The sequence below is a fragment of the Rosenbergiella metrosideri genome (genome assembly GCF_022602565.1).
In the GTDB taxonomy this organism is placed as follows: Bacteria; Pseudomonadota; Gammaproteobacteria; order Enterobacterales; family Enterobacteriaceae; genus Rosenbergiella; species Rosenbergiella metrosideri.
The window spans coordinates 65,345-86,550 of the sequence record NZ_JALBCV010000014.1 but is presented as its reverse complement, the minus strand read 5'-3'; the positions used below and the strand labels follow the sequence as shown (position 1 = coordinate 86,550).

Annotated in this window: 23 protein-coding genes, 1 tRNA gene and 1 pseudogene; 15 read left to right on the top strand and 10 right to left on the bottom strand. The window is 46.4% G+C overall.

What is annotated here, in order from left to right; genetic code table 11:
* The first annotated feature begins 223 nt into the window (after window positions 1–223).
* The 8 genes from MKR94_RS13000 (at window position 224) to MKR94_RS12965 (ending at window position 7,710) form a co-directional block, all read left to right on the top strand.
* Window positions 224–1,012: an endonuclease/exonuclease/phosphatase family protein gene (locus tag MKR94_RS13000; protein WP_241647277.1), complete on the top strand. Its 789-nt coding sequence runs from the start codon at window positions 224–226 to the stop codon at window positions 1,010–1,012.
* Between the two features lie 13 nt (window positions 1,013–1,025).
* Window positions 1,026–2,039, top strand: a complete 1,014-nt coding sequence (locus MKR94_RS12995; RefSeq protein ID WP_241647276.1) for a dipeptidase — start codon at window positions 1,026–1,028, stop codon at window positions 2,037–2,039.
* 107 nt (window positions 2,040–2,146) lie between these two features.
* Window positions 2,147–2,218, top strand: a complete 72-nt coding sequence (pqqA, locus tag MKR94_RS12990) for a pyrroloquinoline quinone precursor peptide PqqA (protein ID WP_099823985.1) — start codon at window positions 2,147–2,149, stop codon at window positions 2,216–2,218.
* Window positions 2,219–2,279: 61 nt separating this feature from the next.
* Complete coding sequence (gene pqqB / locus MKR94_RS12985; RefSeq protein ID WP_241647275.1) at window positions 2,280–3,197, top strand: pyrroloquinoline quinone biosynthesis protein PqqB; 918 nt, start codon at window positions 2,280–2,282, stop codon at window positions 3,195–3,197.
* Window position 3,198: 1 nt separating this feature from the next.
* On the top strand, window positions 3,199–3,954 hold the full coding sequence (gene pqqC, locus MKR94_RS12980) for a pyrroloquinoline-quinone synthase PqqC (RefSeq protein ID WP_241647274.1): 756 nt from the start codon (window positions 3,199–3,201) through the stop codon (window positions 3,952–3,954).
* 6 nt (window positions 3,955–3,960) lie between these two features.
* Window positions 3,961–4,239, top strand: coding sequence for a pyrroloquinoline quinone biosynthesis peptide chaperone PqqD (gene pqqD / locus MKR94_RS12975; protein ID WP_048911594.1), 279 nt, complete (start codon window positions 3,961–3,963; stop codon window positions 4,237–4,239).
* Window positions 4,229–5,365: a pyrroloquinoline quinone biosynthesis protein PqqE gene (gene pqqE / locus MKR94_RS12970; protein WP_241647273.1), complete on the top strand. Its 1,137-nt coding sequence runs from the start codon at window positions 4,229–4,231 to the stop codon at window positions 5,363–5,365. Before pqqD ends, pqqE begins: the two co-directional genes overlap by 11 nt.
* A gap of 2 nt (window positions 5,366–5,367) precedes the next feature.
* The gene (locus MKR94_RS12965; protein ID WP_241647272.1) at window positions 5,368–7,710 is read left to right on the top strand and encodes an insulinase family protein; all 2,343 of its coding nucleotides are present in this window, start codon (window positions 5,368–5,370) and stop codon (window positions 7,708–7,710) included.
* A gap of 41 nt (window positions 7,711–7,751) precedes the next feature.
* Here MKR94_RS12965 and mltD read toward each other — a convergent pair whose 3' ends face one another.
* A complete protein-coding gene (gene mltD, locus MKR94_RS12960) occupies window positions 7,752–9,128 on the bottom strand; it encodes a murein transglycosylase D (protein ID WP_241647271.1) in 1,377 nt (458 codons plus the stop codon).
* A gap of 68 nt (window positions 9,129–9,196) precedes the next feature.
* Window positions 9,197–9,958 carry a hydroxyacylglutathione hydrolase gene (gloB, locus tag MKR94_RS12955; RefSeq protein ID WP_241647270.1) on the bottom strand — a complete coding sequence of 254 codons (762 nt, stop codon included), beginning with the start codon at window positions 9,956–9,958 and terminating at the stop codon, window positions 9,197–9,199.
* Window positions 9,959–9,993: 35 nt separating this feature from the next.
* On the opposite strand from gloB, the gene MKR94_RS12950 reads away from it, so the two are divergent.
* Entirely contained in the window at window positions 9,994–10,719 is a 726-nt protein-coding gene (locus MKR94_RS12950; RefSeq protein WP_241647269.1) for a class I SAM-dependent methyltransferase, read from the top strand.
* Here MKR94_RS12950 and rnhA read toward each other — a convergent pair.
* Complete coding sequence (gene rnhA / locus MKR94_RS12945) at window positions 10,701–11,168, bottom strand: ribonuclease HI (RefSeq protein ID WP_241647268.1); 468 nt, start codon at window positions 11,166–11,168, stop codon at window positions 10,701–10,703. The genes MKR94_RS12950 and rnhA overlap by 19 nt on opposite strands.
* A gap of 50 nt (window positions 11,169–11,218) precedes the next feature.
* On the opposite strand from rnhA, the gene dnaQ reads away from it, so the two are divergent.
* From dnaQ to MKR94_RS12925, 4 genes are all read left to right on the top strand, one after another.
* Entirely contained in the window at window positions 11,219–11,947 is a 729-nt protein-coding gene (gene dnaQ / locus MKR94_RS12940; protein ID WP_241647267.1) for a DNA polymerase III subunit epsilon, read from the top strand.
* Between the two features lie 107 nt (window positions 11,948–12,054).
* Window positions 12,055–12,131 (top strand) — tRNA-Asp (locus MKR94_RS12935).
* Between the two features lie 345 nt (window positions 12,132–12,476).
* Entirely contained in the window at window positions 12,477–14,642 is a 2,166-nt protein-coding gene (locus MKR94_RS12930; protein ID WP_338328027.1) for a carbon starvation CstA family protein, read from the top strand.
* Window positions 14,643–14,663: 21 nt separating this feature from the next.
* Window positions 14,664–14,867 (top strand): YbdD/YjiX family protein, encoded by a 204-nt coding sequence (locus tag MKR94_RS12925; protein WP_048913658.1) that lies wholly within the window; start codon window positions 14,664–14,666, stop codon window positions 14,865–14,867.
* A gap of 30 nt (window positions 14,868–14,897) precedes the next feature.
* Here the strand turns inward: MKR94_RS12925 and MKR94_RS12920 are convergent, their stop codons facing one another.
* Window positions 14,898–15,077 (bottom strand): hypothetical protein, encoded by a 180-nt coding sequence (locus MKR94_RS12920; protein WP_241647266.1) that lies wholly within the window; start codon window positions 15,075–15,077, stop codon window positions 14,898–14,900.
* Between the two features lie 168 nt (window positions 15,078–15,245).
* Between MKR94_RS12920 and MKR94_RS12915 the strand changes: the two genes are divergently transcribed.
* Entirely contained in the window at window positions 15,246–15,560 is a 315-nt protein-coding gene (locus MKR94_RS12915; RefSeq protein ID WP_241585885.1) for a hypothetical protein, read from the top strand.
* An 18-nt stretch (window positions 15,561–15,578) separates the two neighbouring features.
* On the opposite strand, the gene MKR94_RS12910 is transcribed toward MKR94_RS12915, so the two are convergent.
* From MKR94_RS12910 to MKR94_RS12900, 3 genes are read right to left on the bottom strand one after another with little or no spacing between them, the layout of a single operon-like run.
* Window positions 15,579–16,643: a DUF2955 domain-containing protein gene (locus MKR94_RS12910; RefSeq protein WP_422047528.1), complete on the bottom strand. Its 1,065-nt coding sequence runs from the start codon at window positions 16,641–16,643 to the stop codon at window positions 15,579–15,581.
* Entirely contained in the window at window positions 16,633–17,697 is a 1,065-nt protein-coding gene (locus MKR94_RS12905; protein ID WP_241647282.1) for an HlyD family secretion protein, read from the bottom strand. Before MKR94_RS12905 ends, MKR94_RS12910 begins: the two co-directional genes overlap by 11 nt.
* 35 nt (window positions 17,698–17,732) lie before the next feature.
* The gene (locus tag MKR94_RS12900) at window positions 17,733–18,191 is read right to left on the bottom strand and encodes a MarR family winged helix-turn-helix transcriptional regulator (protein WP_241647264.1); all 459 of its coding nucleotides are present in this window, start codon (window positions 18,189–18,191) and stop codon (window positions 17,733–17,735) included.
* Between the two features lie 121 nt (window positions 18,192–18,312).
* On the opposite strand from MKR94_RS12900, the gene MKR94_RS12895 reads away from it, so the two are divergent.
* Window positions 18,313–18,543, top strand: coding sequence for an EexN family lipoprotein (locus tag MKR94_RS12895; protein ID WP_241647263.1), 231 nt, complete (start codon window positions 18,313–18,315; stop codon window positions 18,541–18,543).
* Between the two features lie 67 nt (window positions 18,544–18,610).
* Here MKR94_RS12895 and MKR94_RS12890 read toward each other — a convergent pair.
* The 3 genes and pseudogenes from MKR94_RS12890 to MKR94_RS12880 form a co-directional block, all read right to left on the bottom strand.
* A pseudogene (locus tag MKR94_RS12890) lies at window positions 18,611–18,978 on the bottom strand (cupin domain-containing protein); the annotation flags it as partial.
* Window positions 18,979–19,346: 368 nt separating this feature from the next.
* Window positions 19,347–20,087 (bottom strand): aspartyl/asparaginyl beta-hydroxylase domain-containing protein, encoded by a 741-nt coding sequence (locus MKR94_RS12885; protein ID WP_241647262.1) that lies wholly within the window; start codon window positions 20,085–20,087, stop codon window positions 19,347–19,349.
* A 65-nt stretch (window positions 20,088–20,152) separates the two neighbouring features.
* Window positions 20,153–20,869, bottom strand: a complete 717-nt coding sequence (locus MKR94_RS12880; RefSeq protein WP_241647261.1) for a nucleoside/nucleotide kinase family protein — start codon at window positions 20,867–20,869, stop codon at window positions 20,153–20,155.
* Window positions 20,870–21,206 lie beyond the last annotated feature (337 nt).

Here is a 21,206-nt window from a genome sequence, read left to right as displayed (position 1 = left end):
GAGCGGTAGTTCAGTTGGTTAGAATACCTGCCTGTCACGCAGGGGGTCGCGGGTTCGAGCCCCGTCCGTTCCGCCACTTTTTAAGAGAAACCCATGCTAGAAATAGTATGGGTTTTTTGCTTTGGGAAAATTCTTCCTGAAACACCGCTTTTAAAGCCATTATTTTTCTCTGCAGACTGATATCATTATGGATAGTCATCCATAAATGAGGGATAGCTTCAGCGTGCGAAAAAAGACATTTGCTATGCGTTATACAGCAGGTCAACCTGCAGAACAGGTCTTCCCACCGGAGCTGCAATTTCCATTTGTCCATCGCTTACCGGAAGGAGCATTACTTCCTGATTATAAAAATCTGAAAGTCTTGGTGTGGAATATCTTTAAGCAGCAACGTGCTGAGTGGCAGTCAGTGATCACTGATTTTGGTAAAGATAGCCATTTGGTTATGCTACAAGAAGCGCAGACGACGCCAGAACTAGTCACTTTTGCTACGTGCCATTTTATTGCAGTTGACCAAGTCCCTGCTTTATCTTTTCCCCAACATCCTTCTGGGGTCATGACACTAGCGAAAAGCGCCCCGATTTTCTGTTGTCCACTGCGAGAGCGTGAGCCTTTACTACGCTTAGCTAAATCAGCTCTGATTACCGTCTACCCCATGCCCAACGGCCAAATGCTCATGGCAGTTAATATGCATGCGGTTAATTTTAGTTTAGGAATAGAAGTCTATCGCAAGCAATTGGCGACGGTAGGCGAACATATGCAACACCATTGTGGCCCGATACTCATGGCGGGCGACTTTAATGCGTGGAGCCAGCCTCGCAGCAACTCTCTATATCACTTCGTTCATATGCATCATCTAAAAGAAGTGCATTTTGATCATGACCACCGCAGGAGAGCTTTTGGTCGTCCTCTCGATTTTATTTTTTATCGAGGAATGTCTATCGAGAATGCAAGAGTATTAAAAACAGAAGCCTCGGACCACAATCCGTTATTAGCAGAATTTAGTTTTACCTAAAGAGTGACTTAGCATGAACTACTTTGATGGCCACAATGATCTCTTGCTTAACCTATGGTTAAACTATCCAGATAATCCTGGCGCTTTCTTCGAAAAGATCGATGGGCATCTCGATTTTCCGCGTATACAACAGGCTGGCCTGATTGCTGGCTTCTTTGCGATTTTTATTCCACCTAAGCATTACATTGCCGAAAAATATCCCCGTCACGCTAAAAAGCTTGAAAACCCTCTCGAGGTGATGTGGGAGCAACTCTCAATCTTAACAACCTTGATTAAGCAGTCTGATGGAAAAATGCAACTCTGCACTACTGCTGCAGAGTTGCATCAATCTAAAAAAGACCAAGTGTTTGCTGCAATTGCGCATATAGAAGGTGCGGAGGCATTGGCTTTCGACAGCCACGCCCTCGACGCGTTTTATCAAGCGGGTGTTAGAAGCGTAGGACCTTTTTGGAATACTCCCAATGCCTATGGGGAAGGGGTAACGGGGCTCTTTCCTGGAACGCCAGATAGTGGCCCGGGTCTCACCTCGGCTGGAAAAGATCTTATTACTCAGCTCGTAGCTAATAAAATGGTGATTGATTGTTCTCATATGAATGAGAAAACCTTCTGGGAAGTTGCCGAGCTTAGTAACCAACCGCTTATCGCTACTCACTCATCAGTTCATCAACTCTGTGCACAACCCCGTAACCTAACAGACCAACAATTGATAGCGCTCGGTGATAGCGAAGGAGTCGTGGGAATAAACTTTGGCAATGCTTTTGTCCGGCCCGATGGCGCACGTGATGAAGAGACCGACTTAGACATATTAGCCGACCATTTCTGTTATGTCGCTGAACTGATTGGTGATGAACATCTCGCTTTGGGTTCTGACTTTGATGGTGTATCGGTCCCAAAAGCATTAGGTGATGTCACCGGTCTCCCTTTGCTGGTTGAGCGGCTTAAACTGCGAGGATTTTCTGCTGAAAGCTTAGAGAAAATAATGCATGGAAACTGGGTAAGGGTACTGGAACGCACCTGGGGTCAATAATGATGATTAATTTTGGTTTAGTGTTGACCTTGGAGAAACATTAGCGCAACATTTACTCCCCCAAGGTAATCTATGATTACCTAGATGATAATAATGAGGATAACACTATGTGGAAAAAACCAGAATTTGAAGATATGCGTTTAGGTATGGAAATTACTCTGTACATCTCTAACCGCTAAGCAACACATCTATGCCCGTATACCAGTACGGGCATCTTCCTCTCTATAAATCGACACTTCTATGTTTATCAAAGTATTAGGCTCTGCCGCCGGTGGTGGTTTTCCTCAATGGAATTGTAATTGTGCCAACTGTCAGGGCGTCAGAGAAGGCTCTATCCCCGCGCGACCCCGTACACAATCCTCGATACTGATTAGTGACAATCGGCAAGATTGGGTATTGTGTAATGCTTCTCCCGATATCTCCGAGCAAATTCGTCATACCCCGGAGTTTGTTAAACACGGTTATCTGCGTGGTACCACGGTAGGCGATATCATTCTTACCGACAGCCAAATAGATCACAGTACGGGTCTGTTAAGCCTGCGTGAAGGTTGTCCCCACCGTGTATGGTGTACTGCAGAAGTTCATGAAGATCTTTCGACGGGGTTTCCAATTTTTCCGATGCTAACGCATTGGAATGGTGGTTTATTGCATCAGCCTATTGTACCGATGGAACCTTTTAAAACCCGCGTATGTACGCAACTACGCTTTACGCCAATCCCGATCATCAGTAATGCGCCCCCTTATTCTCCTTGGCGTGATAAGCCCTTACCGGGCCATAATGTGGCGCTCTTCATTGAAGACGAATCTACTGGTAAAAGTGTATTGTATGCTCCTGGCTTGGGCGAACCCGATGACGTTATTTTGCCTTGGCTACAAAAAGCCGATTGCTTACTTATTGATGGGACCGTCTGGCAGGATAATGAGCTCGTGACAACCGGTGTAGGACGTAATACTGGCAAAGCGATGGGCCATTTAGCCCTTTCCGAAGAGAAAGGCATGCTAGCAATGCTGGCAACCCTCAAAGCTCAGCGCAAAATTCTAATTCATATTAATAACACTAACCCAATACTTAATGAGTCCTCTCCGGAAAGAGCAAGCCTTGATAAGGCGGGTATCGAAGTGAGTTGGGATGGTATGGAAATCACGTTGGGAGAATAAAATGCATATTAGCGAAACGCTAACACCAGAAGCTTTTGAACAGGCCCTACGCGGTAAAGGGGCTTATTATCATATCCATCATCCTTACCACATTGCTATGCATAACGGGCAAGCAACAAAACAACAAATTCAGGGATGGGTAGCCAACCGTTTTTATTATCAAACAAATATTCCGTTAAAAGATGCTGCCATTATGGCGAACTGTCCTGAGCCCAGCGTAAGACGTCAATGGGTACAACGTATTCTTGACCACGATGGTTATGGAGAGAGTGAAGGGGGCATTGAGGCTTGGCTACAGTTAGGCGAAGCCGTTGGCTTAACGAGAGAAGCGTTGCTCTCTGAACAACATGTTTTACCTGGGGTACGCTTCGCGGTCGACGCTTATGTAAATTTCGCGCGTCGAGCTAACTGGCAGGAAGCTGCGTGCAGCTCGCTGACTGAACTTTTTGCGCCGCAAATTCACCAATCTCGATTAGATAGCTGGCCGCAGCACTACCCTTGGATCAAGGAAGATGGCTATTTTTATTTTCGGAGCCGTCTGGGGCAAGCTCGGCGAGACGTCGAGCATGGGCTATCCTTAGCCTTAGAGATTTTCGATACGGCCGAAAAACAGACGCGTATGTTGGAGATCTTACAATTTAAGCTCGATATCTTATGGACCATGCTAGATGCAATGACCATGGCTTATAGTTTAGATCGTGCCCCTTATCACACAGTGACGGACCAACCGGTTTGGCACACGACGCGTTTGGTGTAAATGATGATGACTTTATCAGCAGTACCTTGTTTCCGCCGTGGCTATCGCATGCAGTGGGAAGAGTCTCAACAACAGCATGTGATCCTCTACCCTGAGGGTATGGCTAAACTCAACGAGTCGGCAGCCATGATTTTAGCATTAGTTGACGGTGTCGCCAGTGTCGACCTCATCATAGAGAAACTCAATACACGCTTTCCTGATGCGGGGGGCGTAGATGAGGATGTTATCGATTTTCTCCAGGCGGCTTACCGTCAAAAATGGATTCTACTGAACGATGCAAAGTAATCCAGAAATTAAAGCACCGCTATGGTTGCTGGCTGAGCTGACATACCGCTGCCCGTTACAATGTCCTTATTGTTCGAATCCCTTGGATTTTGCTAGAGCAAAAGAAGAGCTAACCACCGCGCAATGGATCGACGTTTTCAAGCAAGCCCGTGCAATGGGCAGTGTCCAGCTTGGATTTTCAGGGGGCGAGCCGCTGACGCGTAAGGACTTGCCTGAGCTTATCGCGGCGGCACGCGAACTCGGTTTTTATACCAATCTGATTACCTCTGGAATTGGCCTAACCGCAAAAAAATTGGATCTGTTTGCCGAAGCCGGTCTGGATCATATCCAAATCAGTTTCCAAGCCAGTGACGAAACGTTGAACGCTGCCTTGGCAGGCTCCAAAAAAGCCTTCACGCAGAAGCTTGAGATGGCTAAAGCGGTCAAAGCCCATGGTTATCCCATGGTACTGAACTTTGTCTTACATCGGCACAATATCGATCAGATCGATCGGATCATTGAACTCTGTATTGAGCTCGAAGCGGATGATGTTGAACTGGCGACTTGCCAATTCTACGGGTGGGCGCAACTCAATCGAGAAGGATTGCTACCGACCAGAAAACAGATTGCCGATGCTGAGAAGGTGGTTGCCTCGTATCGAGAGAAAATGGCTGCTTCAGGTAATTTGACTAACCTTATCTTTGTCACGCCAGATTATTATGAAGAGCGTCCTAAAGCCTGTATGGGCGGTTGGGGGGCTATTTTTATGAATGTTACGCCGGATGGCAAAGCCTTACCCTGTCACAGCGCACGTCAGCTACCGATTGACTTTCCATCGGTACTTGAACATCGTCTCGACGATATTTGGTACAACTCTTTTGGCTTCAATCGTTACCGTGGTTACGACTGGATGCCAGAGCCTTGTCGCTCTTGTGATGAAAAAGAGAAAGACTTTGGTGGATGCCGTTGCCAAGCCTATATGTTAACGGGTAATGCCGATAATGCTGATCCGGTATGCAGCAAGTCTACTCACCACGGAAAAATTCTTGCTGCGAGAGAAGAAGCGAATCATTGCCAGATGACCATAGAGCAGCTGCAGTTCCGGCACCAGCGTAATTCCGAGTTAATTTTTAAAACGTCGGTATAGGCATGGGGAAAATCGCTGAGGCTCGCCGCTACTGCTCATCCTCAGGACCTGAGGTGAATATCGAGCAGATTCCTCATCTGCAGCGCGCGGCAGTGGTTTGGATCTTTCCCGTCGGTAGCCATCAGGAGCCAAAGGAGTGGCCGGGGTTAGCTCATCTTACCGAGCATATGGTTTTTTCTGGGGGGGAGCAGTTTCTTGAACAACAGCGCCTGATGCCTTGGGTTCAACAGCAAGGTGGACGACTCAATGCAACCACTCAACAGAACTATACTGCTTACTACTTTGAAGTTGATCCTGCTGATCTTCGACAAGGCCTACTGCGTTTAAAAGACATGCTGACTGCTCCGCGCTTTGCGGCGGCGGATCTTTTACGTGAAACGGCTGTAATTGACGAAGAGTTTCGACTTTATTCTCGATCGCCTCATGCGCTAGCTAGCGCAGCCCTCCACAGTCAAATTGAGCATCCGTCAGCCTTTGCCGAGTTTCATATTGGTAATGCAAAGGCTTTTGGCAACGATATGACAGCGTTAGGGGCAGCACTGGAACATTTTTACACTCAAGGCTATGCCCTGGAGCGTAGCCAAGTATGGATAGCGTCACCGCTAAGCTGCCAGCAGCAATACGACGCGGTAGCGGATTGCTTTGTATTATCCGATACGCCATCCGCCATCGATCCGCAGCCCGCCAGTCGAGTTGTAGAGAGCGCTGCGATTGGTTGGCAGAATTGGCAAGGCGAAATTTGTCTCGCCAAACAGGCTGGGTTAGGGATAACGCAGGTTATTGAGATGAGTCGCTTGAGCGATTGGCCGATCTTCGTTGAACTGATGACCGATACCGCGCCGGGATCGCTTTGCCAAGTGATTAGTCGGAGACTTGGGCATCATCTCTCAGTTAGGGTTGAGCGCCATTATCATGATAATCAACAAATTTTCTTTACGTTATGGTTAGAGGGCGCTGACTTTTCTGAAGCGGATGCTCAACGAAGTTTAGCTCTCTGGCAGCAGTGGCGCATAGCAGCTTCACAACTTTCTACCCCCCAGTTCGCTCATTATCGGCAACTCGCGCAAACAGAAGCGCAACGATTACCGGCTATGGAGTTCCTTCGCGAACACGCCTTAGGCTTTATATTTGCGACGTCGACAGAAGAGGAATTAATCCCTACACCTCTACAACAAGCGCTGTCATCCATTAATGACTTTGCATTACTGCGGAGTCGACAGGAGTCTGCCATTCAAACCGTCGAATGTCAGGGACTTGCTTGTCAATTTCAAGCCTCTCCCCTTGTGATGAAGGGCATGACTTATGACCATGATACGTTTATCTTCTATCCGCAATCTCATGTAACGTCTAGAGACGTCCTGCCGATAACAGCCAGTGGTTGTCATGTACCGCTTCATTATGAATATGACCCGAAGGGGGGGGTGAGCATGCTCTTACGTCCCGCCGCGGGCGCCGCCATCTCTGATAAAGTGCGAGCAATCCTCACCCAGTCTCTATCGCCAGTATTTAGTCTTGTGAGACATGCTGCGGGGAAAGTCATTTGGCAGCAGGTTAACGGCAACGATTTACTTTTTATCCGTTTTGAACAGTTTGCCGATCTTCATGAGTGTATAGCCAATATTATTGAATATTGGCCGAGCGAACTTCCGGTCAGCTCAATTGACGGCTATGGATCTTTATCGCTTAGGGAGCTCTTACAGAATGTGCCAAGCCTCTTGGCTGAGAAGCTTGACCGATGGATGGTTTCCTTTATCGGTCCGACGCAACATGATGCTGAAATTTTACAAGGGATGCTCAGTAACCTTCCTCTTTGCTGGCAGAGATTTCAGGTGGACAAACAGCCTCTTCAGCAAAATAGAGTTTATCAGGCGCCAGGGAGTGACTCAGCGACGATAGTAGCTTTTATTCCCTATCCTTTGACTTCGTATCGATCCTTAAAGGTTTACCAACAGTTAGCAGGTTATTACGAAAGCGCCTTTTATCACCAACTGCGGGAGGTAGAGGCAGTGGGCTATGCCGTTGCTTGCCGCCAGCGTGTCTACCGTGATCGGTGGGGATTACAGATTATCTTACAATCCTCGCATTTTACTACGCAGCAACTGCACGAACGGGTAGGGGAATTCTTTCATCGATTGACGCTCCCCGAGAAAGGATTAACCGTCCTGACAGACGTTGCGGGTGAAAGCAGTGGCGATGAAGAACTTGACCGCTATTTACGCGCTCATCTTCCTCTTGAAACCGGTAAGCAAAACGATAATGCTCAGGATTGTACCCTAGCGCGGGGACATGCAGCGCTTACCGAACAAGTAAAAGGTAAACAGGGTGGCTGGATTTTCATTGAATAAAAAAAAAGCTGTTCAGAAAGAACAGCTTTTTTCAGTCTATATTACGAGTTATTAACGAATAACGTCAGTTTCTTACCTGGTTGCAGCGATTGTTCATCTCGCGTCAAACTTCCATTCCAACGAAGAACATCTTTGATGTTAACGCCGTGACGCTCTGCGATGCTGGAAAGAGAATCACCCTTGCGAATCTTATAGGTGATGCTATTTCCATTATCAGCCAGTTGTTGCCTGCTGTTTTTATCTTGACCGCCTAGCTCTAAGGTCTGACCAATGCGTACCTGTGCAGTACGTAAATTGTTCATCGACTTTAAGGCTTTAACGCTCAATCCGTGTTTTGCTGCTATAGTTGATAGGGTATCACCCGATCGAACCTTATAACGTGAAACTGAACTCGTTGCTGCCACTGCCATAGGTTGCACAGCTTGAATATCGTCGGTCGCTAAGGAATCTTTCAGCCTCACGACATGCGATTTCGGTACCATCACATACTGCGGTCCACTCGGCGCTGTTGTACCGCGCTTGTAGCCAGCATTAAAACTTTTAAGCCGTCCCACAGGAATTCCTGTCATTGAGGCGACTTGGGTTAAGTTAATCTGCTTACCGATGTTCACCTTAGCTAAGGCTCGGCCGGTATTGGCTTTAGGTAACTTAATGCCGTACTGTTTTGGATTCTTGATCAGCTGGCTCAACGCCAACATTTTCGGAATATAAACAGTCGTTTCTTTAGGCAGAGATAAGTTCCAGAAATCGGTCGGCTTACCCCGTGCTCTATTAGCTTTCATTGCGTTCAGAACTCGACCTTCACCGCTATTATACGCTGCAACAGTGAGCAGCCAATCGCCATGAAACATCTTGTTCAGACGTTGTAACATATTCAGCGCTACGCTCGTAGAAGCAACGATATCGCGTCTTCCATCGTACCACTGCGTCTGTTTCAATCCGTAATTTCGCCCCGTGCTTGCTACGATTTGCCAAATTCCAGCCGCGTTAGCATTGGATGTTGCATGGGGGTCAAAAGCACTCTCCACTATAGGTAAAAGTACCAGCTCCATCGGCATCTTTCGTTTCTGTATCTGGTCGACAATCCAGTACATATACGGTTCTGCTTGAGCAGTTACCTCGTGGAGATAACTCTTATCCTTCAAATACTTCAGTTTTTGTTCGCGGACCCGAGGGTTATTCGGAACCTTCATCTTCAACTTGTCGCTAATGGTTTCCCAGAGATCACTATTTTCTGCGGTTGCATTCCCATCATCCTGCCAATGGGGAGACAACATGCGTTCTCCGAGATTCCCATCACTTCCCTGACTCGCTGAAGACAGACTCTGTGCATGTTGTTCAGGCTCGCCCGCATCACTCCCTGATACATGGCAACTGAACAACAAGACTGAGGCGAGAAATATCGCTTTAGTCTTCATATAAGTTCATTGATTGATTAAAAGACAGGCAATGATACGTGAGCATGCCGCCTAACACAACCCTAAACTTACCCCCGGTCTTTAAGACGGCGTAACGCTGCGAAACGCTGTGCAGGGGTGGTCAGTGTGGGATCATCTTCAAAGCATGCGATAATCTCCGGCTGATCAGTCATTAAGAAAACATTGATCAATCGTTCCGTTTCCAACGTAGTGGGGAGGGTTATTTGATGATTCTCGCGTAATTTTTTTACTTTGTTACGATAATCACTCACCATCGGGTCCTGCGGTAAGAGATGATGCGCGAAGTCCAAATTAGAGAGCGTATATTCGTGGGCACAGCACACAAGCGTTTCATCGGGTAGCTGATTTAACCGACTCAACGAGGTAAACATTTGATCGGCGGTTCCTTCAAATAGGCGTCCACAGCCACCGGAGAAAAGTGTATCGCCGCAGAATAGATAGGGCTTAGCGTAATAGACGATATGGCCTAAAGTATGACCAGGGGTGGCGATAACCGTAAAGGAATGATTGAGGAGTTCTAGGTTATCTCCCTCCTCGACCTGTTGGGTCGCTCCTTTACTAAGTGTCTCTTGGGGGCCATATACCGGTACTGAGGGATAGTGGTGACTAAGCGCGTCAACGCCACCAGTGTGATCAGCATGATGATGGGTCAGCAAAATAGCTTCAAGTTTCCAATTTTTTTGAGCGATAGCCTCTAAAACCGGTTGAGCTTCTCCAGGATCGACAATGATCGCCCGTTTATTGTCATCGATCAAAGCCCATATATAATTATCTTCTAATGCGGGCAGGGCTGTTAGTGTTAAGCTCATAATGATTCCTTTGTCATCTAACCAGTGATTACTTAATGAAGATTGCAAAAATCAGTCGTTCTCTTTCCAGCCCTTCGCAGTGGCATGAGTTGCGGTGGGGGCGACAGTTCCAGACGCTAGTCAGTGATGAGATACAACCTTGGTTAAGTAAACTCTATGGTTCGCATTTCATTAAGATTGGGGCGCTAAGCCACTCTATCGATACTAGTCGCTGTGCGATAAGCCATCAAGTGAGGATCGGTAATGATGTCACCCAGGTGGATTTAGTCGGCGATAAAGAAAAACTCCCCGTAATGAGTAAATCGATTGATGCTTGTTTAATCACTCATGCTTTAGCATGGAGTAAAGATCCCCATCAGGTGTTACGAGAGGTCGATCGGGTATTAGTCGATGATGGATGGATGATATTGTCGGAATTCAACCCATTTAGTTTATTAGGACTGGTGCGCGTATGGCCCGGAGTAGTGAACAAGGCCCGTTTTTATCCCAAAAGCCGCTTAATTGATTGGCTAAGCTTGTTAAATTACGAAATTGTCAGTTACCGTGCGACACAACTCCTCCCTTGGCGTTCGCAGACTGGAATATTAACCCGCCACTTTCCAAGCCTCGGTTGTAATCATCTTATCTTGGCGCGAAAGCGGACCTATCCTCTCACCTTAGCGAAAAAAAGGGCTTTAGCTCAGGGGGCCCGCTTACGACCAGCGGTGAATGTGAGTCGCCAAATTTGCTCACTGGGCGATCATCACGAAGCGGATAAATAACCGTTGTCGGGGAGGGTAGGGTGACTTGCAGCTTGACGAGCTAATTCGTCACAACGCTCATTTTCTGGGTGTCCAGCATGGCCTTTTACCCACATCCAGTGGATAGTATGATCTTTCAATGCCAAATCGAGTCGCTGCCATAAGTCGACATTCTTCACCGGCTTCTTATCCGCCGTTTTCCATCCGCGTTTCTTCCAGTTGTGGATCCATTGCGTAATACCTTGACGAACATACTGGCTATCCGTGGTGAGCGTTACGTCACAGGACTGTGACAGCGCCTCCAACGCGATAATCGCCGCAAGTAATTCCATACGATTATTCGTGGTGAGATGATAGCCCTCACTGAACTCTTTGGTATGTTGGCCATAGCGGAGAATCGCCGCATATCCTCCTGGCCCTGGATTACCTAAGCAGGAGCCATCGGTGAAAACTTCTACCTGTTTACGCATATCTGGTAGACTTCCTTGGGTAAAACGATAAGTTTATCGGAATGAGAGCTATGAGCACAGTAAAAAACCGCCAGATAGTCCTTGATACTGAAACAACGGGCATGAATATGGTCGGCGTACATTATGAAGGTCATCGAATCATCGAAATTGGTGCCGTTGAGGTCATCAATCGTCGTTTAACGGGAAATAATTTCCACGTTTATATTAAACCAGATCGGTTAGTAGACCCTGAAGCATTTGGTGTCCACGGCATCTCTGACGAGTTCTTAATTGATAAGCCTTCCTTTGCCGATATTGCGCAGGAATTTCTTGATTATATCAAAGGGGCCGAACTGATCATCCATAACGCGCCCTTCGATATCGGCTTTATGGATTACGAATTCGACAAACTCAAGCAGGGTATTGGTCATACCAGCGAGTTTTGCGCCATTACGGATAGTTTGGTGATGGCGCGTAAACAGTTTCCAGGAAAACGAAACAGCTTAGATGCGTTATGTGGCCGATTCGATATCGATAATACAAAACGAACGTTGCACGGCGCATTACTCGATGCGGAGATCCTTGCCGACGTTTACCTTTCGATGACGGGTGGACAAACCACCTTGACCTTTAGCGGCGAGACGGAACAATCGACAGAAGCGGGTTTGCTCGCTCAGCACCGAACTGCGCAAGCATCGGGGCAACTTCGTGTAATAAGCGCAACGGAAAGCGAACAGGCTGAGCATGAAGCCTACCTGGATCGAATCATCAAAAAATCGGGCCAGTGCCTGTGGCGCTGATGCGCTGATCGAAAAAGAAGCAAACGAACGTTGTGCGTCATAATAATTATTGACGAAAATCAGTAACCTGATTAGTATACGCAGCGTTCCCGACGGGGGACAAGCGCGGAGCGGTAGTTCAGTTGGTTAGAATACCTGCCTGTCACGCAGGGGGTCGCGGGTTCGAGCCCCGTCCGTTCCGCCAAAATTTAGGCCCAAGTTAGCTTGCTAACTTGGGCCTTTCCGTTTTTATCTTCCGTCAACACTTCGCTAATACTTGAAAGGCTAATCCTTTTGGTCAGTCTCTTCCCTCTACTGTTTTTTCACTATCCACCCCGCATTATCACTGGCTTTGGCTTCAAATTTGGGCTAAATGACCTTTTTCTCAGCAGTTAGAATGTAAACTGCCGCAGTTTGACTTTTATCCCTAATATTCGTGTGACCCTACTCCCATATCTGTAATACCATTCTACCTTTCGCCCAGCATTTATGAACAAGATGCTGTGGTTTGCCTTTGGCTTTTGGAAATTATTATTCATACAGGAAAACTATGGACAAAAACTTTATAAAAAAGCACCTACTCTGGTTATTGGTTGCTTTAGTTGGCGCAGGGTGTCTCGGGGTTGTTGCACTTCGTCGAGGAGAAAGTATCAGCGCATTATGGCTCGTGATTGCAGCCATCTCGGTCTATCTTGTTGCTTATCGCTACTACAGCCTCTATATCTCGCGCAATGTTCTCGGCCTTGACGCGACGCGTGCCACTCCCGCTTTTGTTAATGGTGATGGCTTAAACTATGTCCCGACCAACCGCTATGTTCTCTTCGGACACCATTTCGCCGCAATTGCTGGCGCTGGGCCTTTGGTCGGCCCGGTATTGGCGGCACAGATGGGCTATTTACCTGGGACGCTCTGGTTATTAGCCGGGGTCGTTGTTGCGGGAGCGGTACAAGACTTTATGGTGTTGTTCATCTCGAGTCGGCGCAATGGTCATTCGTTAGGTGAAATGGTCAAGCAAGAGATGGGTGCCATTCCAGGGTTTCTAGCGCTCTTTGGCTGTTTCCTGATAATGATCATTATCCTAGCAGTTCTTGCCCTTATCGTCGTTAAAGCACTTGCTGAAAGCCCATGGGGCGTCTTTACCGTCTGCTCAACATTACCTATAGCGCTATTTATGGGTATTTATATGAGGTTTATTCGCCCAGGACGGGTGGGTGAAGTGTCGATAATCGGGGGGATATTATTGCTTCTGGCTATCTGGGCTGGTGGTGTAATTGCTCACGACCCTTATTGGGGACCGGCACTCACGTTTAAAGATACCACGATAACCTGGGCATTGATTGGCTATGCATTTGTCTCTGCTCTGTTGCCGGTCTGGTTGATTCTTGCGCCACGGGACTATTTGGCCACCTTCTTAAAAATTGGGGTAATTGTCGGGTTAGCAATCGGGATTATCATTCTTCATCCTCAGTTAAAAATGCCAGCAGTAACGCAATTTATCAGTGGTAATGGTCCTGTATGGAAAGGCGCGCTTTTTCCTTTCTTATTTATCACTATTGCCTGTGGCGCGGTATCCGGTTTCCACGCCTTAATTTCCAGCGGTACCACACCTAAATTACTGGCTAATGAAACGGACGCGCGGTTTATTGGCTATGGCGCTATGTTGATGGAATCATTCGTTGCATTGATGGCATTAGTCTCCGCCGCGATTATTGAGCCAGGTTTGTATTTTGCAATGAATACGCCCCCGGCTGGATTGGGTATTACCATGCCTAACCTTCATGAACTGGGCGGAGATAATGCGGCACTGATCATGCAGCAATTGCAAGCTGCGACGGCACAAGCTGCAGCCAAGGTAAGTAGCTGGGGCTTTGTGATCTCTCCAGAAACTATTCAGCATACAGCAGCGGCAATCGGCGAACCTTCCGTTCTGAATCGTGCAGGCGGCGCACCAACGCTGGCTGTGGGGATTGCCATGGTGTTCCATACCATCATTCCTGTCATTGATATGGGATTTTGGTATCACTTCGGAATACTGTTCGAAGCACTGTTTATTTTAACTGCGTTAGATGCAGGTACGCGTGCTGGCCGCTTTATGCTGCAAGACTTACTGGGTAACTTTATCCCGAGTTTTAAAAATACCAACTCTTTGCTTGCAGGGATCTTAGGTACAGCAGGATGTGTTGGGCTATGGGGATATTTACTGTATCAGGGGGTTGTTGATCCTCTGGGTGGCGTAAAAAGCCTCTGGCCACTGTTCGGTATTTCAAACCAGATGCTCGCCGCGGTCGCACTGGTACTGGTGGCCGTGATCCTCGCAAAAATGAAGCGGGACCGCTATATATGGGTACCCATTGTTCCTGCTGTATGGTTGATGATCTGTACCACTTGGGCCTTAGTCTTGAAACTTTTCAGCGATAACCCGCAAGCAGAAGGGTTTTTCTATATGGCACGGCTCTACCGCCAAAAAATTGCAGAGGGAACCGGCTCGGTGGCGTCGGATCAGCTTGCTAATTGGCAACACATTGTCGTCAACAACTATACCAATGCTGGATTGAGTATTCTCTTTCTCGTCGTGGTCTACGGTATTGTCGCCTATGGCATCAAAGTTTGGTGGCAGGCTACTCGTCAACCTCAGCGCACCGATCTGGAAACAGCGTATGTTGAGCTAGATCCCGATGTCGTGAAGAAAACGATGTCATCTGGTTCTCATCATTAAAACATAGGTAACTAAAAGATGATTTTCCGCCAATTACGACAGATCAAAAAATGCTTGGCGCAGGCAGGTAATATGTTGGTAGGAATTCCTGATTATGAGCACTATGTGCAGCATATGCAGCTCAAACACCCTGACAGCCCAGTGATGAGTTATGAAGATTTTTTCCGTGAACGTCAGCAAGCAAGATATGCAGGAAAGGGGAAGGGAGGCATGCGCTGTTGCTAAAAAGAAAGGAGCCCTTGAGGCTCCTTCTTATTATGATTGCGGCTGGCCTACTGGGCCTGAACCGACTGGGCCACCAGGTACTGATTGACCACTAGGAGCTACAGGGCGACCATTTTCAAGTGCGCCGTTAGCACCTGGCTTGGGAGCTTGGCAACCCGCTAGAGCTGTCATGGCAACAACGACCAACAATCCTTTTGAAATCATATTCATGCTTTCCGACCTCTTCTTGTGGGATAGTGATAAGGGTGATGTCTTAATCCTAGAAAAGAATTCGCCACTCTGCCAGATTTATCTTAATAAATTTAAAGACCTATTCAGAGGATAAGCCTGATTGGGATACACTTGCGCATCAAACCACTCTTTTTGAGGTAGCTGAGCATGAAATTGATCACACTCATCCTAAGTTGCATGGCACTCTTTATTAGCCCGTACTCCTTAGCACAATGGCCACCTGAGGCTGGTGCAAAAGTTCCCGGTAATACCCTTGAGTTACCGACAACGTTAAAGCCCCTCTCCGTTCCGCTGGATAAACTGCTTAATGAAGGTGCTACACTCATTACTGCTCAGCGCGATACTAACGGACCGACGGTCACGTTAAAAAAAGGTAAGCACTATATTATGTGTACCGTGGTAGGTGCGGGCAGTGGTGGCGATCAAAATATCGCCACCTCACGCTGTTATGAGATGAACTAAGGCTCCCCGCATTGCTAACTATTCGTTCTGGACAAAACGCGTGGCGGTGAAACAGTTTAAGATTTTATGCATCACGAACGTCACAACTAAGGTCGCAAGCAGTGACACAGTGACCGACGTTAATCGGTAGAGGTCACTGAAAACAATGTCATTGTTAGGATGCATATACTGCCCAAAGATAAGCCCGAGCGTCGTGAGAATGGAAAAGCCGACGCCGGATCCTACCTTCTCAAACACGTGCACTCGGGCGGCCAGAATCAATGCCAAACTCACCAAGGGTAAAAGCAGCAGCAAATGGCGGCTAAAGTCATACATAATTAGCTGAATAATTAGCGCAAACATACAGCCGACAATCACCCCTACTATGCGCCAAGTGGCCGAAAGAATGGCTCCCCGATAGTGCATGGGAAAGAGTGCGAAAATCCCGGCCATCAGCGCTGCTAACGAATCGCTTAAGGTATACACCTGAAATATCACGAACAGTAGTGTGGCTATAACGGATGCGAGTAAAGTCTCGTGCATAATCCGAGAACTGCTTTTATCAATAGGTGCAGGGCGCTGACGCGGTTCTGTGTCGGGGAAAATAAAGCAGGCCACCGCAGAGAGTACTACTGCCAGCAAACTGCCGACGATATTGGAAAACATCAGATCATTCATATCCGTCGTGGCGTAACTGAGGAAGTCAGGCATCACACTTAGACAAATAACGCCCATCGATCCAAAAAGGAAGAGGGGGCCGCGACTCATTAGATAAAAGCGCAAGGTATAGAGTATGAAAACGGCCAACGTCATGGGCAGAGGGTAATTAACCAAGAAGGTAAATAGAAGCAGCATCTCTACACAGTTGATGATAGCATTTGCCACCATTTGACGAGCAATATGTAGAGTAAAGATCGGCACTAGCCCCGTTAGCATGATGGGGTAGACGACGTAAAATACGCCATATTGCGTATCTATCCAGCTGTGGAGGAATAATCCCATGCTACCGGCAAAAGTGATGCGCAGCATATGCCGCAGATCATTGCCGGAGAGAGGTTTATATTTCGCCGAAGACATACGTTCTAAAAGTCGACTAATAAACATAGTGTAAGAGACTTATCAGGCGGATTTGGAGACGGCCTAAGAAAGACGACAGGCCATTGTCACTGTTATAAAGCTGAACTGTTGCCCTAGCACCCGCCGGGAGGTCGATGGGTTGGTTAGGATCCAAAGCTAAGTGGATACGCATACGCTGTGCATCGCGGACCCAACGGTTCGATTCTTGGGGCGAAGCCAGATAACCATTGATATCTTGTTGGCCTGCCATGACGCCTGCATCGCGGCTGGCAACGGTTGCTTTGAAAACTTGCCCAGGTAGTGCATCGAAGACGATCTCTGCAGCGGTACCGATGTGGGTCTTCATAAGACTCTTTTCGCGGAAATCAGCGATGATATCAGGCGTCATATTGACCAGGGCCATTGAGGCGACACCTGCATTAGCATACCAACCTTCTTTCAATTGCAGATTACTGACTACGCCATCACTGTCTGCACGGACTTTGGTATAATTAAGGTTGAGGTTAGCCTCCTCAAACATATTCTGATACTTCTGCAATGTAATGTTATTGCCGTCTCGGCTACCGCGAGAAATGATTAATTGATTCAGGGTTGCCTTTAAATTTTCAACTGTCTGTAAACCAGTTTGCCAAGTAGTATAGGCGGTATCGAGGGCTTGACGCGAGATCAGCTGGTTATGGTCTAGAGCGTGGTAGCGTTGATAATCCCGTCCAGCATTTTGAGCATCGAGTTGTGCGGCTCGGATTTTGGCACGCGTTGCACGGATCTGTGCATCAATTTGTTGATTATCCAGAATCGCTTGTTGATAAGCGATACGTGCAGACTCGACTTGGTTTTGGTAGGGGCGAGGATCAATTTCATATAATAGATCCCCTTTTTTCACCTGGCTATTGTTGGTGACATAGATATGCGTGACATAACCCGGCGCTCTGGACGACACTGGGGTGACGACACGCATCACGGTAGACTCTGGTGTTTGTGGAAACCAAATGTCGGCAACCAAAAAGTAGCCAAACATGGCTGTAAAGATAATCAGCGTAAATTTTACCCAACGAGAAAATTGTTGTTCTGGGGTCATTATCGTTTACTTACGTTTCATAAAGGGTTTATTAAGAGCTAAATAAGCTTGCTCATGTTTTCAGTGAGAAGATTTAAGGTCTGACTAAACTCCTCTAATTGCTCAGGAGGAAAACCCTCGCTGACTTTACGCTGGCACTCTTCCACGACCCGATTCACTTGTGCGACCTGTTGTTCGCCTAGCGTACTCAGTTTGACTAAACGAATACGGCGATCGTTTGCATCTTCTACGCGAATAATAAGTCCGCTTTCTGCTAGTTGATTTAATGTCCGTGTTAAAGGGGGCAGTTCTATTCCCATGGCGAATGCTAATTCACTCACCGTCAGCGGTCCTTCTGCTACTCGTAATTGCATTAATACTGTCCAGCGGCTTTGCGTAAGGCCTGTCTCGATCAGAGCGTGATCGACCACCGTACGCCAGAGTCTAGCTAGCATTGCCAGTCGCATACCTAATGGGCGATGTGCGAAGTTTTCAGCGAGAAATTTTTTATCGTTCATTTTTTTAGCCTTAGAAATGAGTGTTCATCTTATTACTTATCATGATAACTATCAAGGTAAGCAATAAGAGAAATTGACTCATTATGCTATGTTAGTATTGACGAGCGATAAGGAGATGACCATGGGTCAATGTGGGAAGAAAGTTCTAGTCGTTGTGGGGGTATTAGTGTTAAGTGGTTGTGACAAGGCCTATACGCCAGCCGATTTTATGAAAGATGCCACCTTACGGAACAAAATATTGACACAGTGTACGCAGCAGCACGACCAGCAAAGCAAAAATTGCCAGAATGCCCAAGAGGCTCAAAAGAAAGTCGATTTTGAAAAGCAGACTGGCAAAACGGATATAAAGTAATACGCTTTACTGCATCCACTCACTTGATCAAGGCTTGAGGGGAAGGGGGTACCATGGCACATAAGAATTAGTCTAACGTGGCATAATATTCATCAGTCACCAGCTCTAGCCATTCGTTGCTTGCATTTACAGCAGGAACGGCAAGGGCTACATGGGCGAACCAGCTATCTTTCGCCACGCCATGCCATGCCAATGTTTGACTCCTGCGGGAATCTTCACCATATCGTCTAGCTTTAAGACTTGCGCAGATTCATTCTAAGCTTGATACCAGCCATAGCTATCGGTGACTAATCAGATTTGCCCACTACCATGGTGAATATGCGAGTTATTGTGGTATCCTGGTTCAAACACGACGTTACCAATGTTGATCCCTTCGGTCGATAGCATGCTGAGATAGCTAGTCCCAATGAAGTATTGTGCAAAGGCATCATTTTTTCGATTTTGGAAAAATTCGCTGTTGAAATAGGGAGTTGTTGATCGAGCCCCTGCTCGATAGCGCGAAGTACTAACTGCGGCATATCACTTAAAGCAGTTGAGATGATAATGGGAATGATTGCTCGCTGCAGGGGATGGAAAAGCGAAGTCATCGTAGCGTTAATTACAGTTTGAATGACTAAAAGTGTAATGGATCTGACGAAGGATATTCCCCTCTAATTTAGGATGTAGTTATGCATCCTATTCATCAATCAATGTTTTATTAGGTAAATAGAGTTTCCATCTCATAAATTAAGCGAAATTAATATTTTTTTAAAAATAAAAACACTATGAATGGATGCAATTTACATTAGAAGGATTAATTTATTTTAACTCTTCCAGTTAGCCAAGTTTTTTAGTGGTTGTTTCACATACGGGCTAACTTTCATTAAGTTAAAAAATATTTTATTGACGAAAGTCCCGAGTTTATCCATCGGTCGATCGACGTCAATAAAAAGTACCGCCCGAAGTTCATCGGTATCGTTTCGGACTTCGTGTTCGTAAAAATCATCAAAAATAATTACCTTTCCTTCTTCCCAATGTAGAATTTGGTTATCGACACGAATCCATAACTTGTCGGGCTGGTGCGTTGGCACGATTAAACCTAGATGTACACGTACCATGGCTCGGCTGGGCCCACGGTGGGGAACAATATGATAGTGTGGCTGTAATATTGAGAACATGGCGGTGCGCATATTGGGAATCGCGGCTAAGGCTTTAGCGGTATGCGGGCATAAGCGGCAATTATTATCGATTCGCTCACCAAATACATACATACCAAAGGTTTTCCAGTTATTTCCTTTTGATAGCCGTTGTTGATCAGGTGATATTTGATGAAAAGCAGGGATCTTTTCTGGTGATTTTAATAGTTCGATTAATTCATCACGAATTTGCGGATAAGCCGCTTCGAGTTTTTCTACCCAAGGGAAATGATAGTTTTCAATTTTTGGGGTGGTAGGAATAAGTGAATGACGAGCTTCGAATTCACCACTCGATCGTAGAATTATTTTACCTAAAGAAATAAAAAAACGCTGAGTAAAAGTCCGCGGTTCAGCCAAATTATCTGCCATATTAAGTCATCCTTAAGTTAAGAGGTATCGATTATTTGATACCCCCAACTATGATTGGATTTGACTTAAGCGACTTCACCTTTAATGACTTTTTTAAAGCCTAGCTCCGTCATAAAATCGTCAACTGTATGATCGACCTGTGAAAGAACTTGTTCGAGTGGCTGGTCGGCATCAATATTGATAATCTTTTTACCGCCGAAATCTAATTTAGGCGTAATATCGATTTTTCTCTTCAGTGCATCACGGTGATGATCCGGTTTACGGGCACAGGCGACATCTAACGATACATTGAGTTTAATGACTAAATCTGGGCGGTGTTGAGTCATCCAAGAGAATGCATTGAATTCTCGTTTGGCAATCCAATTGATCAATGGGTTTTTCGATCGGGTAGTGGGCAAGGTGAGGCTATCATACGCACCGGGAACCTGCAGATGAGGGTAACGGTCCGCAAGAATGATATGGCCTAGCTTACGTAATTTAAGCATGTTACGAAAACGACGTACGCGTCTTACTAAGAAAATTCCCACGACTAACCCAGATAGGGTAGTGTGATGGGTTTTATTCACCTTCACGCGCGTTTTTTCAATTTTATTCCCCACGGATCGACCAATTAACGGAAGATTGGCGGCTGCTCTGCCCACATTACCCGCTTGCTTCCCAAGATGAACATAAGACGTAGTACCGTAATCAGAAAGCGTTCCCACGAGGTGCTCACAGACTGTTGATTTACCGGACCCATCGCTACCAATAACCGCGATAACCGGAGTGGACTTGGTGTACATAAAAACCTCGTGTTTAACACTTTAGGAAAGATGAATTATGATGAATCTGAGCTAAGATAGCAAAATTCCGTAATCTGGCTGTCACCAAAAGTGTGATAAAATAGCAGTAGGTGGGGGTAAACCATGATTTTTTTTGCGAAAAATTAACCTCTATAGGCGAGCAGTTTAAGCTGCATTTTAGTTGTTGGAAACTAAATGAAAGGGGTTATTTGTAACAAAGTTCTTATTTACTGCGACAACCTGTTTAATATCTTTAATGGTTTTACGCTTAACTCCTGTTACGAAGTCTTTTACATCGAGGTAATCATGCTGACTGGATTGGCGAAGGATACGGTCA

Excerpts from the sequence above, each read along its gene's own strand:
- MKR94_RS12920 (WP_241647266.1), bottom strand. The coding sequence starts at position 15,077 with ATGAATATGATTTCAAAAGGATTGTTGGTCGTTGTTGCCATGACAGCT.
- rnhA (WP_241647268.1), bottom strand. The coding sequence starts at position 11,168 with ATGCGTAAACAGGTAGAAGTTTTCACCGATGGCTCCTGCTTAGGTAAT.
- MKR94_RS12950 (WP_241647269.1), top strand. The coding sequence starts at position 9,994 with ATGAAGATTGCAAAAATCAGTCGTTCTCTTTCCAGCCCTTCGCAGTGG.
- MKR94_RS12965 (WP_241647272.1), top strand. The coding sequence starts at position 5,368 with ATGGGGAAAATCGCTGAGGCTCGCCGCTACTGCTCATCCTCAGGACCT.
- pqqB (WP_241647275.1), top strand. The coding sequence starts at position 2,280 with ATGTTTATCAAAGTATTAGGCTCTGCCGCCGGTGGTGGTTTTCCTCAA.
- MKR94_RS12885 (WP_241647262.1), bottom strand. The coding sequence starts at position 20,087 with ATGGCAGATAATTTGGCTGAACCGCGGACTTTTACTCAGCGTTTTTTT.
- pqqD (WP_048911594.1), top strand. The coding sequence starts at position 3,961 with ATGACTTTATCAGCAGTACCTTGTTTCCGCCGTGGCTATCGCATGCAG.
- MKR94_RS12895 (WP_241647263.1), top strand. The coding sequence starts at position 18,313 with ATGGGTCAATGTGGGAAGAAAGTTCTAGTCGTTGTGGGGGTATTAGTG.
- MKR94_RS12930 (WP_338328027.1), top strand. The coding sequence starts at position 12,477 with ATGGACAAAAACTTTATAAAAAAGCACCTACTCTGGTTATTGGTTGCT.
- dnaQ (WP_241647267.1), top strand. The coding sequence starts at position 11,219 with ATGAGCACAGTAAAAAACCGCCAGATAGTCCTTGATACTGAAACAACG.
- MKR94_RS12900 (WP_241647264.1), bottom strand. The coding sequence starts at position 18,191 with ATGAACGATAAAAAATTTCTCGCTGAAAACTTCGCACATCGCCCATTA.
- pqqE (WP_241647273.1), top strand. The coding sequence starts at position 4,229 with ATGCAAAGTAATCCAGAAATTAAAGCACCGCTATGGTTGCTGGCTGAG.
- MKR94_RS12995 (WP_241647276.1), top strand. The coding sequence starts at position 1,026 with ATGAACTACTTTGATGGCCACAATGATCTCTTGCTTAACCTATGGTTA.
- gloB (WP_241647270.1), bottom strand. The coding sequence starts at position 9,958 with ATGAGCTTAACACTAACAGCCCTGCCCGCATTAGAAGATAATTATATA.
- MKR94_RS12880 (WP_241647261.1), bottom strand. The coding sequence starts at position 20,869 with ATGTACACCAAGTCCACTCCGGTTATCGCGGTTATTGGTAGCGATGGG.
- mltD (WP_241647271.1), bottom strand. The coding sequence starts at position 9,128 with ATGAAGACTAAAGCGATATTTCTCGCCTCAGTCTTGTTGTTCAGTTGC.
- pqqC (WP_241647274.1), top strand. The coding sequence starts at position 3,199 with ATGCATATTAGCGAAACGCTAACACCAGAAGCTTTTGAACAGGCCCTA.
- MKR94_RS12915 (WP_241585885.1), top strand. The coding sequence starts at position 15,246 with ATGAAATTGATCACACTCATCCTAAGTTGCATGGCACTCTTTATTAGC.
- MKR94_RS12910 (WP_422047528.1), bottom strand. The coding sequence starts at position 16,643 with ATGTTTATTAGTCGACTTTTAGAACGTATGTCTTCGGCGAAATATAAA.